Source organism: Klebsiella sp. B345 (assembly GCF_051131735.1).
Taxonomy (GTDB): domain Bacteria; phylum Pseudomonadota; class Gammaproteobacteria; order Enterobacterales; family Enterobacteriaceae; genus Klebsiella.
Window position 1 is genome coordinate 2,514,247 of record NZ_CP180443.1, and the last position, 17,419, is coordinate 2,531,665.

17 protein-coding genes are annotated in these 17,419 nt (G+C 55.8%); 4 read left to right on the forward strand and 13 right to left on the reverse strand.

Annotation, left to right across the window (positions count from 1 at the left end):
• Positions 1–27: 27 nt before the first annotated feature.
• Positions 28–597 carry a peptidylprolyl isomerase A gene (ppiA, locus tag ACMYSO_RS11940; protein WP_123757349.1) on the reverse strand — a complete coding sequence of 190 codons (570 nt, stop codon included), beginning with the start codon at positions 595–597 and terminating at the stop codon, positions 28–30.
• 276 nt (positions 598–873) lie between these two features.
• Here ppiA and tsgA point away from each other — a divergent pair, with 276 nt between their 5' ends.
• The gene (tsgA, locus tag ACMYSO_RS11945; RefSeq protein WP_434670606.1) at positions 874–2,058 is read left to right on the forward strand and encodes an MFS transporter TsgA; all 1,185 of its coding nucleotides are present in this window, start codon (positions 874–876) and stop codon (positions 2,056–2,058) included.
• Positions 2,059–2,062: 4 nt separating this feature from the next.
• On the opposite strand, the gene ACMYSO_RS11950 is transcribed toward tsgA, so the two are convergent.
• Complete coding sequence (locus ACMYSO_RS11950) at positions 2,063–3,385, reverse strand: cytosine deaminase (protein ID WP_434670607.1); 1,323 nt, start codon at positions 3,383–3,385, stop codon at positions 2,063–2,065.
• A gap of 240 nt (positions 3,386–3,625) precedes the next feature.
• On the opposite strand from ACMYSO_RS11950, the gene nirB reads away from it, so the two are divergent.
• The 3 genes from nirB (at position 3,626) to cysG (ending at position 8,019) form a co-directional block, all read left to right on the forward strand.
• A complete protein-coding gene (gene nirB, locus ACMYSO_RS11955; RefSeq protein ID WP_434670609.1) occupies positions 3,626–6,169 on the forward strand; it encodes a nitrite reductase large subunit NirB in 2,544 nt (847 codons plus the stop codon).
• Entirely contained in the window at positions 6,166–6,492 is a 327-nt protein-coding gene (gene nirD, locus ACMYSO_RS11960; RefSeq protein WP_434582734.1) for a nitrite reductase small subunit NirD, read from the forward strand. The genes nirB and nirD overlap by 4 nt, the downstream gene beginning before the upstream one ends.
• A gap of 153 nt (positions 6,493–6,645) precedes the next feature.
• Positions 6,646–8,019 (forward strand): siroheme synthase CysG, encoded by a 1,374-nt coding sequence (cysG, locus tag ACMYSO_RS11965; protein WP_434670611.1) that lies wholly within the window; start codon positions 6,646–6,648, stop codon positions 8,017–8,019.
• 69 nt (positions 8,020–8,088) lie between these two features.
• Here the strand turns inward: cysG and trpS are convergent, their stop codons facing one another.
• The 11 genes from trpS to ACMYSO_RS12020 form a co-directional block, all read right to left on the reverse strand.
• On the reverse strand, positions 8,089–9,093 hold the full coding sequence (trpS, locus tag ACMYSO_RS11970; RefSeq protein ID WP_123757343.1) for a tryptophan--tRNA ligase: 1,005 nt from the start codon (positions 9,091–9,093) through the stop codon (positions 8,089–8,091).
• Entirely contained in the window at positions 9,086–9,847 is a 762-nt protein-coding gene (gph, locus tag ACMYSO_RS11975; RefSeq protein ID WP_434670612.1) for a phosphoglycolate phosphatase, read from the reverse strand. The genes trpS and gph overlap by 8 nt, the downstream gene beginning before the upstream one ends.
• Positions 9,840–10,517, reverse strand: coding sequence for a ribulose-phosphate 3-epimerase (gene rpe, locus ACMYSO_RS11980; RefSeq protein ID WP_434582729.1), 678 nt, complete (start codon positions 10,515–10,517; stop codon positions 9,840–9,842). The genes gph and rpe overlap by 8 nt, the downstream gene beginning before the upstream one ends.
• 16 nt (positions 10,518–10,533) lie before the next feature.
• Positions 10,534–11,358: an adenine-specific DNA-methyltransferase gene (gene dam, locus ACMYSO_RS11985; RefSeq protein ID WP_434582728.1), complete on the reverse strand. Its 825-nt coding sequence runs from the start codon at positions 11,356–11,358 to the stop codon at positions 10,534–10,536.
• Positions 11,359–11,434: 76 nt separating this feature from the next.
• Positions 11,435–12,736, reverse strand: coding sequence for a cell division protein DamX (gene damX / locus ACMYSO_RS11990; RefSeq protein ID WP_434670613.1), 1,302 nt, complete (start codon positions 12,734–12,736; stop codon positions 11,435–11,437).
• Between the two features lie 84 nt (positions 12,737–12,820).
• Positions 12,821–13,915, reverse strand: a complete 1,095-nt coding sequence (gene aroB, locus ACMYSO_RS11995; RefSeq protein ID WP_174510131.1) for a 3-dehydroquinate synthase — start codon at positions 13,913–13,915, stop codon at positions 12,821–12,823.
• 54 nt (positions 13,916–13,969) lie between these two features.
• Positions 13,970–14,491 carry a shikimate kinase AroK gene (gene aroK, locus ACMYSO_RS12000; protein ID WP_004868452.1) on the reverse strand — a complete coding sequence of 174 codons (522 nt, stop codon included), beginning with the start codon at positions 14,489–14,491 and terminating at the stop codon, positions 13,970–13,972.
• A 389-nt stretch (positions 14,492–14,880) separates the two neighbouring features.
• On the reverse strand, positions 14,881–16,134 hold the full coding sequence (hofQ, locus tag ACMYSO_RS12005; RefSeq protein WP_434582726.1) for a DNA uptake porin HofQ: 1,254 nt from the start codon (positions 16,132–16,134) through the stop codon (positions 14,881–14,883).
• Positions 16,058–16,456, reverse strand: a complete 399-nt coding sequence (locus ACMYSO_RS12010) for a HofP DNA utilization family protein (protein WP_434670615.1) — start codon at positions 16,454–16,456, stop codon at positions 16,058–16,060. The genes hofQ and ACMYSO_RS12010 overlap by 77 nt, the downstream gene beginning before the upstream one ends.
• Positions 16,446–16,895: a hypothetical protein gene (locus ACMYSO_RS12015; RefSeq protein ID WP_434670616.1), complete on the reverse strand. Its 450-nt coding sequence runs from the start codon at positions 16,893–16,895 to the stop codon at positions 16,446–16,448. The genes ACMYSO_RS12010 and ACMYSO_RS12015 overlap by 11 nt, the downstream gene beginning before the upstream one ends.
• On the reverse strand, positions 16,879–17,418 hold the full coding sequence (locus tag ACMYSO_RS12020; protein ID WP_434670617.1) for a PilN domain-containing protein: 540 nt from the start codon (positions 17,416–17,418) through the stop codon (positions 16,879–16,881). The genes ACMYSO_RS12015 and ACMYSO_RS12020 overlap by 17 nt, the downstream gene beginning before the upstream one ends.
• Position 17,419 lies beyond the last annotated feature (1 nt).

Sequence of the window (17,419 nt, forward strand, 5' to 3'; positions counted from 1 at the left end):
GATCATTACCCGCGCGGGAAGAAAAGCTTACGGCAGGACTTTCGCGGAGAGGATGACGACGGGTTTAGACGGAACATTCTGGTACGGCCCGACGTTGTGGGTCTGCACCTGAGAAATCTTATCTGCCACGTCCATGCCTTTCACCACTTTACCGAAGACCGCGTAGCCAAAATCACGCTGTCCGTGGTCAAGGAAAGCATTGTCAGCGATATTAATGAAGAACTGGCTGGTCGCGCTGTCCTGGTCGGCAGTACGCGCCATCGCGATGGTGCCGCGGGTGTTGCGCAGGCCGTTATCGGCTTCGTTTTTAATCGGCGGATTCGGCTGCTTTTGCTGCATCTGTTCGTTAAATCCACCGCCCTGCACCATGAAGCCCGGGATTACGCGGTGGAAGGTGGTGTTGTTATAGAAACCGCTGTTCACGTATTTCAGGAAGTTATCCACGGAAATCGGTGCTTTCTGGCTATTTAACTCCAGCTCAATATTTCCCGCGGAGGTCGTCAGCAATACATGAGGATCGCCCTTCGCAGCCATAGCCGGAGAGAAAGCTGAAATGGCGACAACGGCAACCACCGCCGCCAGAGTTGATTTGAACATGGGAATTCCTTAACGGAGCAGAATAAAAAGCGAGTGCTTTGATTCTAAAGAGCCTTTGCATCGTGGGCCAGCGTTTTACCTAATTTTACGTAGCTGAAATAGTTGTTACGACACATCCATTCACCAGCGCCGCATTTAAAGCCGATCAACATCACACTAATCAATGCAAAAAAGAGTGTATTACATAATAAACGTTTGCTTACATCACGCGAATGAATAAAATCTGTTCGCCATCGCGCAGTCAATGCGCTTTACATTTCTATTCACAGGCCAGTCATGACTAACAGCAACCGTACCAAGCTCACATGGATCAGCTTCTTCTCCTACGCCCTTACCGGTGCGTTGGTGATCGTCACCGGAATGGTGATGGGAAATATCGCCGATTATTTCCACCTACCGGTTTCCAGTATGAGTAACACTTTTACTTTCCTCAACGCCGGTATTCTGATCTCTATCTTCCTGAACGCCTGGCTGATGGAAATTGTCCCGCTGAAAACTCAGCTCCGTTTTGGCTTTATTCTTATGGTGCTGGCCGTTGCCGGGCTGATGTACAGCCACAGCCTGGCGCTATTTTCCGCCTCGATGTTTGTACTGGGTCTGGTCAGCGGGATTACCATGTCGATCGGTACCTTCCTGATCACCCACATGTATGAAGGCCGTCAGCGCGGTGCGCGCCTGCTGTTTACCGACTCCTTCTTCAGCATGGCGGGGATGATTTTCCCGATGGTCGCTGCATTCCTGCTGGCTCGTAGCATTGAGTGGTACTGGGTGTACGCCTGCATTGGTCTGGTCTACGTAGCGATCTTTATTCTGACTTTCGGCTGCGAATTCCCGGTTCTCGGTAAAAAAGCGCAGCAGGACAGTCAGCCCGTGGTCAAAGAAAAGTGGGGCATCGGCGTGCTGTTCCTCGCTATCGCGGCGCTGTGCTATATCCTCGGCCAGCTGGGCTTTATCTCCTGGGTGCCTGAATACGCGAAGACGCTGGGTATGAGCCTTGCCGATGGCGGTCAACTGGTCAGTGATTTCTGGATGTCTTACATGATTGGAATGTGGTCATTTAGCTTTATCCTGCGCTTCTTCGACCTTCAGCGGATCCTCACCGTTCTGGCGGGCCTGGCAACGGTGCTGATGTATCTGTTCATCAACGGTTCGCCGGAGCACATGCCATGGTTTATCCTGACCCTGGGCTTCTTCTCCAGCGCGATTTACACTTCGCTCATCACCCTGGGTTCGCTGCAGACCAAAGTGGCATCGCCGAAGCTGGTGAACTTCGTCCTGACCTGCGGCACCATCGGCACCATGCTGACCTTCGTTGTGACCGGCCCGATTGTGGCAGCCAGCGGCCCACTGGCTGCGCTGCACACCGCTAACGGCCTCTACGCCGTGGTCTTTGTGATGTGCCTGATTCTCGGGTTCGTCTCCCGCCACCGCCAGCACAACATGGCAGCGGCGTCTCACTAAGCCTTTAAGCCGTCGGCCCCTTAGCATCCGCGAAGGGGCTGTTTCTGGTAAAGAACAGCTCCTCTCCTCCTCTGTCAGTCTGGATCCAGGTCTGTGCCAACTGCGTCGTGGCAATCACCCTACCTTGACGGATCGACCAGCGGACCGGTACCTGACAACGCACCGCCTCAAAACCATTCTCTGCCGGCAGAATAATCAGATTGGCCGGATTCCCCGGGACAATGCCGTAATCCTGCAGGCCGAAGGTGCGGGCGCTGTTGTCGGTGATAAGCTTCAGCCCGTCGTTAATCTGCTGATAGCCCATCAACTGACAGACATGTAACCCCATATGCAGCACCTGCAGCATGTTGCCAGTGCCGAGCGGATACCACGGGTCGAACACATCATCGTGACCAAAGCAGACGTTAATGCCCGCGGCCATCAACTCCTTCACCCGGGTAATACCCCGGCGCTTCGGATAATCATCAAACCGTCCCTGGAGGTGAATGTTCACCAGTGGGTTAGCCACGAAGTTGATACCCGAGAGCTTCAGCAGGCGGAACAGCCTGGAGGTATAGGCGCCGTTATAGGAGTGCATCGCGGTGGTATGGCTGGCGGTAACCCGCGGGCCAATCCCCTCTTTCAGTGCCAGAGCGGCAACGGTTTCGACAAACCGCGACTGCTCATCATCGATTTCATCGCAATGAATATCCAGCGGCCGCTGATACTGCTGCGCCAGACGGAACGCAATATGCAGCGATTCGACACCGTACTCGCGAGTAAACTCAAAGTGCGGAATGGCACCCACCACATCGGCTCCGAGGCGCAGCGCCTCTTCCAGCAGGGCCTCTCCATTGGGGTAGGATAAAATCCCCTCCTGGGGGAAGGCGACGATCTGCAAATCTACCCACGGCGCTACCTCCTGCTTCACTTCCAGCATCGCTTTTAGGGCGGTCAGCGTCGGGTCAGAAACGTCAACGTGGGTACGAACAAACTGGATCCCGTTGGCAATTTGCCACTTCAGGGTTTTCCACGCCCGGGCTTTCACATCCTCGTGGCTCAGCAGCGCCTTGCGCTCGGCCCAGCGTTCAATGCCCTCAAACAGTGTTCCGGACTGGTTCCAGTTCGGTTCACCGGCGGTTTGGGTGGTATCCAGGTGAATATGCGGTTCAATAAACGGCGGGATTGCCAGCCCTCCGCGGGCGTTAAGCACTTCGTAACTTTCGCTACGCGCATCACCCATAGGGGTGATATCGCCAAAACAGCCTTTATCTATCGCAATCTGCCATAACCCGTCGCGGTCCGGCAGACGTACGTTCTGAATTAACCAAAGTGGAACTGCTGTCATCGTGATGACTCCCGTTAATAATGCTGATTATTCACCCAGGCTATGAACATTTTCTCACCTCCAGTTTGTACACAAAAGCAGCAAGAAGGAAAAGCCTGAGTTTTCCACAACTTATAAAAATCCATTAAAATCATGATCATACCCATTAAGTGGTAGGCGGGAGCGATCTTGATTTGTATCAATAAGTGCACTGGCTGAATCGTTAAGGTAGGCGGTAATAGAAAAGAAATCGAGGCAAAAATGAGCAAAGTCAGAATCGCTATTATCGGTAACGGCATGGTCGGCCATCGCTTTATCGAAGAGCTTCTTGATAAGGCGCCTGCCGGACAATTCGACATTACCGTGTTCTGTGAAGAACCCCGTATCGCTTACGACCGTGTCCACCTGTCGTCTTACTTCTCCCACCACACTGCGGAAGAACTTTCGCTGGTTCGTGAAGGATTTTACGAAAAGCATGGCGTGAAAGTGTTGATCGGCGAACGGGCGATCACGATTAACCGTCAGGAGAAAGTCATTCACTCCAGCGCCGGACGCACCGTCTTTTATGACAAGCTGGTCATGGCAACAGGGTCTTATCCGTGGATCCCACCGATCAAAGGCGCAGAAACTCAGGACTGCTTCGTCTACCGTACTATTGAAGACCTCAACGCGATCGAGTCCTGCGCCCGCCGCAGCAAACGCGGTGCGGTCATCGGCGGCGGCCTGCTGGGCCTCGAAGCTGCTGGCGCCCTGAAGAACCTCGGCGTCGAGACCCACGTGATTGAGTTTGCTCCGATGCTGATGGCCGAGCAGCTGGATAACATGGGCGGCGAACAGCTCAAACGTAAAATCGAAAGCATGGGCGTGAAGGTCCATACCAGCAAAAACACCAAAGAGATCCTCCAGCAGGGCAGCGAAGCGCGCAAAACTATGCAGTTCGCCGATGGTAGCGAACTGCAGGTCGACTTTATCGTCTTCTCCACCGGTATTCGTCCACGCGACAAGCTGGCGACCCAGTGTGGTCTGGCGGTCGCCCAACGTGGCGGCATCGCCGTGAATGATACCTGTCAGACATCAGACCCGGACATCTATGCGATCGGCGAATGCGCCAGCTGGAACAACCGCGTCTATGGCCTGGTAGCACCGGGCTATAAGATGGCACAGGTGACCGTCGATCATCTGCTCGGCAACAGCAACGCCTTTACCGGCGCCGATCTCAGCGCCAAACTGAAACTGCTTGGCGTCGACGTTGGCGGCATCGGTGACGCGCATGGTCGCACGCCGGGCGCCCGTAGCTATGTCTATCTCGATGAAAGCAAAGAAGTCTATAAACGCCTGATCGTCAGCGAAGACAATAAAACCCTGCTTGGCGCGGTACTGGTCGGCGATACCAGCGACTACGGCAACCTGCTGCAGCTGGTACTGAACGCTATTGAGCTGCCGGAAAACCCGGACTCGCTTATCCTGCCGGCCCATGCGGGCAGCGGCAAACCATCAATTGGCGTCGATAAACTGCCGGACAGCGCACAAATCTGCTCCTGCTTCGATGTCACCAAAGGGATGCTGGTTGCCGCCATCAACAAAGGCTGCCATACCGTGGCGGCCCTGAAAGCTGAGACCAAAGCCGGTACCGGCTGCGGCGGCTGTATCCCGCTGGTGACGCAGGTACTGAACGCCGAACTGGCAAAACAGGGTATCGAAGTTAACCATAACCTATGCGAACACTTCGCCTACTCCCGCCAGGAACTGTTCCACCTGATCCGCGTTGAAGGCATTAAAACCTTCGAAGAGCTGCTGGCCAAACACGGTAAAGGGTACGGCTGTGAAGTGTGTAAGCCGACGGTCGGTTCCCTGCTGGCCTCCTGCTGGAACGAGTACATCCTCAAGCCGCAGCATACGCCGCTGCAGGATACCAACGATAACTTCCTCGCCAACATCCAGAAAGATGGTACCTATTCAGTGATCCCGCGCTCCGCCGGCGGTGAAATTACTCCGGAAGGCCTGGTCGCCGTTGGGCGCATTGCACGCGAATATAACCTCTACACCAAAATTACCGGTTCACAGCGCATTGGCCTGTTCGGCGCGCAAAAAGACGACCTGCCGGAAATCTGGCGTCAGTTGATTGAGGCGGGCTTCGAAACCGGCCACGCGTATGCCAAAGCGCTGCGGATGGCGAAAACCTGTGTCGGCAGCACCTGGTGCCGCTACGGTGTCGGTGACAGCGTGGGCTTTGGCGTCGAGCTGGAAAACCGCTACAAGGGCATCCGCACGCCGCATAAAATGAAGTTTGGCGTCTCCGGCTGTACCCGTGAATGTGCGGAAGCCCAGGGCAAAGACGTAGGGATTATCGCCACCGAAAAAGGCTGGAACCTGTATGTTTGCGGCAACGGTGGGATGAAACCGCGTCACGCCGATCTGCTGGCCGCCGACCTCGATCGTGAAACGCTGCTCAGCTATCTCGACCGTTTCATGATGTTCTACATTCGCACAGCCGATAAGCTGACCCGTACCGCACCATGGTTAGATAACATGGAAGGCGGAATCGACTACCTGCGCAGTGTCATCATCGACGACAAGCTGGGCCTGAACGCACACCTTGAAGAAGAGCTGGCGCGTCTGCGTGCCGCCTTCGCCTGCGAGTGGACCGAAACGGTCAATACCCCGGCGGCGCAGACCCGCTTCAAACACTTTATCAACAGCAACCAGCGCGACCCGAATGTGCAGGTCGTCCCGGAGCGCGAGCAGCATCGCCCGGCCACGCCGTATGAGCGTATCCCGGTGACGCTGGTGGAGGAAAACGCATGAGCCAGTGGATAAACATCTGCAAGATTGACGATATCCTGCCCGCGACCGGCGTCTGCGCGCTGCTGGGTCAGCAGCAGGTCGCACTGTTCCGGCCCTACCATGACGATCGGGTGTTTGCGATCAGCAATATCGACCCGTTCTTTAACGCCAGCGTGCTGTCACGCGGCATCATTGCCGAACACGAAGGCGAGCTGTGGGTTGCCAGCCCGCTGAAGAAACAGCGCTTCCGCCTGCGCGACGGCCTGTGTATGGAAGATGAAAGTCACTCCATCGCCCACTTTGAGGCGCGAGTAAAAGACGGCAACGTGCAGCTGAAGGCATAGCGCTCTGCGGTTCCCTCCCGCCCAGAGGGAACCCTATTTTTTTCTTATGACCACTAAGCGGTAGACCCCAGAAAAGTCGTGTATTCCGTCAACCCTCTGCTGTTATGCTACGACCGCTTACCCTCTCCCACTGCTTTTCTGCGAGGATGTTCCGTGGACCACTTACCTATTTTCTGTCAGCTGCGCGGTCGCGATTGTTTACTAGTCGGCGGCGGTGATGTTGCCGAACGCAAGGCACGCCTGCTGCTGGATGCCGGCGCCAGGTTAACGGTCAACGCGCTGGCATTCTCACCGCAGTTCCAGGCGTGGGCGGATTCGCAGATGCTGACACTGGTGACGGCGCCATTTGACCCCGCGCTGCTTGACGCCTGCTGGCTGGCGATTGCCGCCACCGACGATGAAGATGTCAATCAGCAGGTCAGCGACGCCGCAGAATCCCGTCGGATTTTCTGTAACGTGGTAGATGCGCCGAAGCAGGCCAGCTTTATTATGCCGTCGATCATCGACCGTTCGCCGCTGATGGTCGCCGTCTCCTCTGGCGGCACCTCGCCGGTGCTGGCACGACTGCTACGCGAAAAGCTGGAATCCCTGTTACCGCTCCATTTAGGCCAGCTCGCGCACTATGCGGGCCAGTTACGTTCGCGGGTGAAAAAACAGTTTGCGACGGTCGGCGAACGTCGCCGTTTCTGGGAGAAGCTGTTTATCAACGACCGCCTCGCGCAATCGCTGGCCAACCAGGACCGTCAGGCCGTGGCGGATACCACCGAGCAGTTGCTCACAGAGCCGTTGGATCATCGTGGTGAAGTGGTGCTGGTGGGCGCCGGACCGGGCGATGCCGGGCTGCTGACGCTGAAAGGTCTTCAGCAAATTCAGCAGGCGGACGTTGTGGTATATGACCGTCTGGTCTCCGACGACATTATGAACCTGGTACGCCGCGACGCCGACCGGGTATTCGTCGGTAAACGCGCGGGTTACCACTGCGTACCGCAGGAAGAAATTAACCAGATCCTGCTGCGCGAGGCCCAGAACGGGCGTCGCGTAGTGCGTCTGAAAGGTGGCGATCCCTTTATTTTCGGTCGCGGAGGGGAAGAGCTGGAAACCCTGTGTAATGCCGGGATCCCCTTCTCCGTGGTACCGGGAATTACCGCCGCTTCCGGCTGTTCTGCCTATTCCGGCATCCCGCTGACCCATCGCGATTTCGCCCAGGGCGTGCGGCTTGTCACCGGGCACCTGAAAACCGACGGCGAGATGGACTGGGAAAATCTGGCTGCAGAGAAACAAACCCTGGTGTTTTATATGGGGCTGAGTCAGGCTCCGGCCATCCGTGAAAAGCTCATTGCCCACGGTATGGCGGCAGAGATGCCGGTCGCCATTGTGGAAAATGGCACGGCGGTCAGCCAGAAGGTGGTCTCCGGGACGCTGGATCAGTTGGATCTTCTGGCACAGCAAATGGCCAGCCCGGCGTTGATTATCGTGGGTCGCGTGGTCAGCCTGCGAGACAAACTGAACTGGTTCTCACATCATTGATTCAGGCTATGCCTGAATAGCAAAAGGGCGGGATAACCCGCCCTTTTCTGTTTGCCGAACGCTGACCGATTATGGCTTAGCGACAAAACCAATAGCGTCGTACACCGCTTTCAGGGTCTCAGATGCGCGAGCGCTGGCCTTGTCGGCCCCGTCTCTCATCACCTGGTTCAGGAACGCTTCGTCGTTACGGAAGCGGTTATAACGCTCCTGCAGCTCCAGCAGCATACCGGACACGGCATCGGCTACTTCACCTTTCAGATGACCATACATTTTGCCTTCAAAATGCTGTTCCAGCTCGGCAATGCTCTGACCGGTTACCCCAGAGAGAATGTCCAGCAGGTTGGAAACACCGGCTTTATTCTGCTGGTCGTAGCGCACAACAGGCGGCTCGTCACCGTCGGTCATTGCACGTTTGATCTTCTTGACGACCGATTTCGGGTCTTCCAGCAGGCCGATCACGTTATTGCGGTTGTCGTCCGACTTAGACATTTTCTTGGTCGGCTCAAGCAGCGACATCACGCGAGCGCCAGATTTCGGAATGAACGGCTCAGGCACTTTAAACACGTCTCCGTAGATGGCGTTGAAGCGCTGGGCAATATCGCGGCTTAGCTCCAGGTGCTGCTTCTGGTCTTCACCGACCGGCACCTGGTTGGTCTGATACAGCAGAATGTCCGCCGCCATCAGCACCGGATAGTCAAACAGGCCGGCGTTAATGTTTTCCGAATAACGCGCCGATTTATCTTTGAACTGGGTCATACGGCTCAGTTCGCCGAAATAGGTGTAGCAGTTCAGCGCCCAGCCCAGCTGTGCGTGCTCCGGCACGTGTGACTGAACGAAGATGGTGCTTTTCTCAGGATCGATCCCGCAGGCCAGGTAAAGCGCCAGCGTATCCAGCGTCGCTTTACGCAGTTTCTCCGGATCCTGACGCGCGGTGATAGCATGCAAATCCACGATGCAGTAGATGCAGTGATAATCATCCTGCATGCTCACCCACTGACGCAGCGCACCCATGTAGTTGCCAATGGTCAATTCACCTGAGGGCTGTGCGCCACTAAAAACGATGGGCTTAGTCATTTTTCAATTCCTGAGTTTCACTGTTCGGTAGCCCGAAAGCGGGCAAGAGTTCATTAAATTGGTCGAAGATATAGTCCGGTTCGCTGATGGCAATCGACTCGCCGTAGTTATAGCCGTAGGTCAGCCCGATGGAACAGCAGCCCGCCGCTTTCGCGGCCTGAATGTCATTGCGTGAATCCCCGACAAACAACAGCTCAGCCGGCGTCAGCGCCAGTTTCTGCGCCACCAGCAATAGCGGGTCCGGATGCGGTTTCTTATTCTTCACATCATCGCCGCCAATGACGACGCTAAAGTATTTCGCGATATCCAGCGCGTCCAGGATCGGCGCGACAAACGGCGTCGGCTTGTTGGTCACCAGCGCCAGCGGTAAACCTTTCGCGTGCAGGGCACCGAGGGTATCGGCAACCGCCGGGAACAGGAAACTGCCCTCTTCAGCGGCTTCGGCATAGTAGCGGTCAAACAGCTTACGCAACACCATCAGTTGCTCTGCCTGCGGGATATCGTCATGATCGACAGACGGTTTACCCATTGCGGCACGCTGGGTGGCACGCTCCTGACGCGCCCAGTTGAGGGCCCGCTCCATCAGAACATCCGCGCCGTTGCCAATCCAGGTCACGACGCGCGGCTCACCGGCGACCGGTAACTCCAGCGCGTAAAGTGCGCTATCAACCGCGGCAGTCAACCCCGGCGCGCTGTCTACCAGCGTACCGTCCAGGTCGAAGGCAATACCGCGAATGGCGTGTAATTTATCCATGACTAACCTTTGCTAATTCACTGCGCATTTGATCAATAACCTGCTGGTAGTCCGGCTGATCGAAAATCGCCGAGCCGGCAACGAACATATCAGCACCCGCCGCGGCAATATCCGCGATATTGCTGACCTTGACGCCACCGTCGACTTCCAGGCGAATGTCATAGCCCGAGGCATCAATACGCTGACGAACTTCGCGCAGTTTATCCAGCGTCTGTGGGATGAAAGACTGGCCGCCGAAACCTGGGTTGACGGACATCAGCAGGATGACGTCCAGCTTGTCCATCACGTAATCGAGGTAGCTCAGCGAGGTGGCCGGGTTAAACACCAGACCGGCTTTACAGCCATGTTCTTTGATTAGCTGCAGGCTGCGGTCGACGTGTTCAGACGCTTCCGGGTGGAAGGTGATGATGCTGGCGCCCGCCGCGGCGAAATCAGGAATGATGCGGTCAACCGGCTTCACCATCAGATGCACGTCGATCGGGGCGGTGATGCCATAATTGCGCAGTGCTTTCAGCACCATAGGGCCGATGGTCAGATTCGGCACGTAGTGGTTGTCCATCACGTCAAAGTGCACAACATCGGCACCTGCAGCCAACGCTTTGGCGGTATCTTCACCCAGACGGGCAAAATCAGCCGACAGAATCGAAGGGGCAATCAAATACTGCTTCATCCGCATCTCCTTGAAATTATTTAGTCTTGGGCGGACGGTAAAGAGCAAGAAGCTCGTCCACCTTCTTTCGTGTACCACCGTTACTGCTGATGCTGCGCCGCACTTTGACGACATGCAGCTTAGCCTGACGATACCATTCGCGCGTCAGCGCCGTATCGTGGTTGGAAATCAGAACCGGAACCCGCTGCTCGAGCAAATTCTCTGCCAGCTGCGCCAGGTGCGCCTGCTGCTCGGCATTAAAGCTGCTGGTGTGGTATGCCGTAAAATTGGCGGTCGACGACAAAGGAGCGTACGGCGGATCGCAATAGACCACCGAAGACCCGTCCGCGCGTGCCATGCTGTCGGCATACGACTCGCAGTAGAAGTACGCATTCTGCGCCTTCTGGGCAAAATGATACAGCTCAGCTTCCGGGAAATAGGGTTTCTTGTAACGGCCGAACGGGACGTTAAATTCACCGCGCAGATTGTAACGACACAGGCCATTGTAACCGTGGCGGTTGAGGTACAGGAACAACACCGCACGGCGGAATGGGTCCTGGCTCAGGTTGAATTCAGTGCGGAACCGGTAGTACTGCTCTGCGGCGTTATTTTCCGGCGTAAACATGTCACGCGCTGCGCTCACATACTCATCAGTCTGCAATTTGACGATGTTGTAGAGACCGATCAGATCGCTGTTGATGTCCGCCAGGATATAACGAGAAAAGTCGGTATTAAGAAATACCGACCCGGCGCCCACAAAGGGCTCAATCAGACAATCGCCTTGCGGCAAATGCTTTTTAATATCGTCAAGCAGGGGGTATTTCCCCCCTGCCCATTTCAGAAAAGCGCGATTCTTTTTCATGCTGCCTAACTAATTACACATTCTCCGGCTGTGGAGAAAGCTCCGACAGCACCCTGCGCTTAAGACTACACCGCGCTTATTTCAGGTCAGCTTGTACCTGATGCAGCGGCTTCGCCCACGGGTTTTTCGCCTGCACGTCCGCTGGCAGAGTGGCTACAGCACGTTTCGCTTCGTCTTTCGATGCGTAGATGCCGCTGACCAGTACATACCAGGGTTGGCCGTTGCGGGTGGTCTCATAGACAACATATTTTTCCAGCTTCTCTTTCTTCGCCCAGCTATTCAGGTTGTTGTAGTTGGAGGAGGAGCTAAGTTGCAAAGTATAGTTGCCAGACGGTGCCGCTTTCATGGAGCTGACATCACCCGCAGTTTTACCGCCGGCTGCTACTGCTGCCGGCGCCGCTGTCGCCGCCGTTGTGGCTGCTGCAGTGGCCGCTGGTGCGGTCGCCGTGGTTGCCGGAGCAGATTTAGTCTGTGCTGTCGCAACAGGCTTGCTCGGCTGGATAGCAGGCGCTTTCACCGGGGCGGTTGCCGTAGTGCTTTCAACACGCTTAGGCTGTACTGGCTTCGCTTCAACCGGTGCTTTCGCGACTGGCTTCGGCTCAATAACCGTATGCTTACGCTCTACCGGACGCTGGGCGGCGGTAGTCTGGCGCTCGGTCGTCGCCTGACGCGGCGCGGTGCCATTGCGCACCGGAGCAACGGTGGCAGGTTCGGTCGGCAGTGTGGAATTGGCCACAGCGCTGTCCATCTGACCCGGTTGCTGAGTCAGTGCATTATTCAGATCGCCCTGAACTTCAACACGCTGCTGCCCTTGCGGCTCAGTGGTCGTCTGGCCTTGAGTCGGGTTAGCAGCGATTGGCGGCAGAGAGACGTCCTGCTGCTGATTGGTACCCGCAGTCTGACCCTGAGAAGCAGACGGCTCCTGAGAGGCTGGCTGAGCATTACCCGACTGATCGTCTGAAAGGTTAATGCTCTTCTCACCTGATGCGGTTTGTTCGCTGGAAGAGGACGGCGACTTCAGTGCAGAACCGATGCCAACAATCAGCAGCAGCAGCACGAGGATCCCCACCCCCATCATAATATACTGGCGAGACGCTGGCTTTGAGGGCGCTTTCTTACGCTTACGCGGACGGCGCTCTACCTGCTGCTCTTCCTGCTCTTCGTCTTCTTCAGACTCTACGTCCTCTTCATACTCTTCTTCATCGCGCTCACGGCGTGCTTTACTGGCACGTGTTGGACGGCTGTCATCCGCATCAAGATCGACATCATCAAAATTGATCTGCGGATCGCTATCGCGCTCGGAAGATTGACGGGAACGACCAGTACGACGATCGCTGCGATCGGCTTTCAGATCGTCTTCTGGTTTTAATTCATCCATTTAACACCCCACTAAAAGGCTTATGCTCACGACTTTTGCATGTCACCTGAAATGATAACGCCGCGCAAGCGCGGCTAGACCTTCTTATTGTTGCGCTAGCTGAGTATCAGCAATCGCGCCAAGAACAACATCATGCGGCACTCCACCGCGTACTTCGCTTTTCCCTATAGCGAGCGGAAGTACCAACCGCATCTCACCGGCCAGTACTTTCTTATCACGCATCATGTGGGGCAGATACGCTTGCGCAGACATCTCCTGCGGTCCACGTACCGGCAAGCCCGCACGCTGCAACAGCGTAATGATACGCTGTGTGTCCTGTTTGCTGAACTGCCCTAATCGTTCGGACGTATGCGCGGCCATCACCATACCGGCAGCGACGGCTTCGCCGTGGAGCCAGTTACCGTAGCCCATTTCAGCCTCAATAGCATGACCAAAAGTATGTCCAAGATTGAGTAAAGCACGTAACCCGGTTTCGCGCTCGTCAGCGGCGACAACTTCGGCTTTCAGTTCACAACAACGGCGAATGCAATACGCCATTGCTTTCTCGTCAAGCGCCATCAGCGCGTCGATATTGTCTTCAAGCCAGCTGAAGAATTCAGGGTCCAGGATAATGCCATATTTGATGACTTCGGCCAGTCCGGAAGAGAGCTCGCGAGCCGGCAACGTCTTAAGACAGTTGAGATCGACGACCACGGAAACCGGCTGCCAGAAGGCACCAATCATGTTTTTACCGAGGGGATGATTGACGGCCGTTTTACCACCGACCGAGGAGTCCACCTGCGACAGCAGAGTGGTTGGAACCTGGATAAAACGCACGCCGCGCTGATAGCTGGCCGCAGCAAAGCCGGTTAAATCACCGACTACACCACCACCAAGCGCCACCAGCGTCGTATCACGGCCATGCGGTTTTTGCAGCAGGGCGGTAAAGACGGTGTCCATCACTGCCAGGCTTTTGTACTGCTCGCCGTCAGGGAGAATGACACTGTCAACCTTAACACCCGCCTGCTCCATCACGGAGCGAACGTTATCCAAATAAAGCGGCGCCAGAGTCTCATTGGTGACCAGCATAACCTGATCGCCTGATTTCAGTGGCTGGAAGGAAGCTGGATCGTTAAACAAACCAGCCGCGATGGTAATCGGGTAACTACGTTCCCCGAGAGTTACAGTAAGCCTCTCCATAACGCGACGTCCACCTCAGTTGCTTTTACTCTGACGCTCTTTATTAAGCCAGAATCAATTGCTTTCCAGCATATGAATAATCTGGTTTGCCACGACTTTTGCGCTTTGATCGTCGGTACGGATAGTGACGTCAGCAATCTCTTCATACAGTGGGTTGCGTTCGTCGGCCAACGCTTCAAGAACTTCGCGAGGCGGCGCTTCAACTTGTAAGAGAGGACGCTTTTTATCACGCTGCGTACGGGCAAGCTGTTTTTCGATCGTTGTTTCCAGGTACACCACCACGCCGCGGGCGGAGAGACGGTTACGCGTTTCACGGGATTTCACAGAGCCGCCGCCAGTCGCCAGCACAATTCCCTGTTTTTCCGTCAACTCATTGATGATTTTTTCTTCACGGTCGCGGAAGCCGTCTTCACCTTCGACATCGAAAACCCAGCCTACATCTGCGCCAGTGCGTTTCTCAATCTCTTGATCAGAATCGTAAAATTCCATATTGAGCTGTTGGGCTAACTGGCGCCCAATAGTGCTTTTGCCGGCACCCATAGGCCCAACCAGAAAGATATTGCGTTTCTCTGCCATTTTTTCGGTACTACTAAGACTATTCGTTAATGGTAAACCCGCTTCGCAACTACCTGGCGCAGCAGGACATGAACTGAAACCTCATATGCAATAGAGCGAGAGTCAGACTGAAAATTATCTCAATACTCAGGCAGGTTTGGCAACTGAATATACTAGTCAATATTCAAACTACCCTGCCGTCGGCTGCACTTTTTCGCCTCCAGGTGCATAGTTATCTATGATTCTGGGGGTAAATCAGCGTGCCGCCTTGATGCATCCTGAATGATCTTGTTGCAATCACCGGACAAAAAAGAAGATTGATGCCGAACCCGACTCTCAAATCGGTACCCCTTGTATGCTAAATCCGTCCTCACGTCAAACACCTGAAACATGTTTAGCAAGAAAAGGGCTTAATGCACTGCCAGAATTCGTGGGGTGATGAAGACCACCAGTTCACGCCGTTCCTTCCCTTTACCATCGTGACGAAACAGCTGGCCAAGCAATGGGATATCGCTAAGAAGGGGAATACCATCCCGGGCTGATTTCTTTTTTTGTGAAAATATGCCGCCCAGCGCCAGCGTTTCACCGCTTTTCACTTCGACCTGGGTTTCAATTTCTTGTTTGTCGATCGCCAGGACTTCGCCATTCTCCTGCTTCAGGGCCTGACCCGGCGTATTTTCGCTAATCCGTAACTTCAGGCGCACGCGGTTTTGTTGCAGAACCGTTGGCGTGACCTCCATGCCTAACACCGCTTCTTTAAACTCCACCGACGTTGCCCCGTTTTCACCCCGGGAAACCTGATAAGGGATTTCGCTCCCCTGTTTGATACTGGCAGGCTGCATATGGGAAGCCAGCAAACGAGGGCTGGCGATGATTTCCACCAGTTGCTTTTGCTCCAGCGCCGAGAGTTCGAGCTCCAGCAGTCGCCCACTGATACGGCCGATATTAAATCCGGCCCGTGTATCGGCATTACTTACCCCTTGCTGGCTGCTAAAGGTCGTGAGCTTGCCGAAACCAGGCGTATTGCTGGCCTCGGCCAGACTCCATTTCACCCCCAGCTCTCGCAGGCTGGTTTCACTCATGGACACAATATGCGCAGCCAGTTCGACCTGACCAACCGGGAGATCCATCTCCTGCGCCCACGCTTTCAGGATCGCAAGATGGCGGGCATCATCACGCATCAACAGGCGATTAGTGCGTGCATCCACCGTCAGGCTGCCACGCGCGCTGAGTAATTTATCCCCGGCCTTCGCCAGCTCCGTCGCATCGGCATAGCGCAAAGTCACGCTGTGCCGTTGTAACGGTAAGCTCAGCAAGCGCTTCTCACGTTCCGCCTCCTGCTGCGCCTGCTGGGCGCTTTTCCAGGCCAGCGTGTGTACATAGAGAACGGTGCCCTGCTGGCTAAGCGTCAGCCCGGCGCTATCGATAACCGAACGTAACGCCTGCTGCCAGGAAACATTTTTCAGGTGCAGCGACAGCGAACCGCTGACGTCCGGCGCGATAATCAGGTTTTTTTGCCGCATTTCTGCCAGAGTCTGCAGCACCTGGGCAACCGGAACATCATCAACCATCAAAGAAACTGGCGGTTCATTTTTTACCGCTCCGGGTGCGGTAACCACCAGAGCTGGCAGCAGCAGAATCAGCAGGCTTATCCATCGCATCATTTATTCCGTTCTCCTTTCGCTTCCACGCCCAACGCAAGGGTTCACATCCTGGCCCGGTCATAATTTCAATGCGTTCTGTCGTCAGCGCAGTAACTTGCCAGCCGGGAGGCAAAGCGTCATCCACGCGCACGCGGCGCCATTTACCTGTGCGGTCCTGCAGGTAACCCACGTTCTGCTGCGCAGTTCCCACTGCGCCGCCGTAGTGCCATTGCGCCAGCTGCGCCGTCTGGCAGCGGTCTTCCACTGGCTCAAACGGATCGCGATCGGCAGCCAGCACCGGCAACGGAAGCAGCCACAGCAGGTACCACCCGTTAATCCTCATGGTCAGCCTCCAGCGCCAGCGTCATTTGCAACGATCCCTTGTGCGGATGAAGCGAAAACGCCGTGACTCGCATACCGCACTGCGCTAGCCACAAAAACAGGGGCGGAACCGCCTGCCAGCGGACATCCAGCACCAACTCTCCTCCTCGTCCCACAGGACGCCAGGCCACCAGTTTGCTGTCAGTTCCGGGCAGCGTCATAGGAGAAAAACGCTGCGTGACCCGCTCTTCAACACTATCCTGCGGCGAAGCGACCTGTAACGGCATCAGCCGCAGCCACTGCAGACGGATACCGGGAGGCTCATGGCTTTCAACTGGCGGAGGTGATAACGAGAACCAGAAATACCCCGCCACCAGCAATACCAGCACGAATGGCAACGCCAGCTGGCCACCACGCCCGGAACAAAGCAGCCCCCACCAGTGCTCAATGGTCGCGCGCATCGGCGTGCCCTCCGGCAAGAGAAAAACTAAACTGCCAGTTCCCCTGCTCACCGCGACGCGTTTCACCAGCCCGCGCGGGCTGGAACCCGGAGACCGTACTCAGGAGCTGCTGCAGCCCCGATACGGCGTTCAGGTTCAAGGCCATCCCGTTCAATGTCAGGGCATCACGCTGATACTCCAGCCGGGTTAACCAGGCCTGCGGCGGAAGCCGCGCGGCAATGGTCTGTAAACGCTGATGCCAGGACTCGGTCAACGCTCGTCTCTGCTGCCGCTGGCGCCGTTGTTCACGCTGTTGACGCCGCTCCAACAGCAGGCTTTCACGCTGGCTGAGAGCAGCAAAGAGTTGGTTGTCCGCCGCCATGCGTACCACGACAAGCGCCTCGTCAGCGTCATGAGCTACTCGCTGAGCCACGGCGATCGTCAGCAGCGACAATCCCAGTCCGATGGCATACAACACCCCAATACGGACTCGCTGACGGCGGCGCACGTCACGCCAGGGTAGAAAATTAACCAGCGCAGCCATA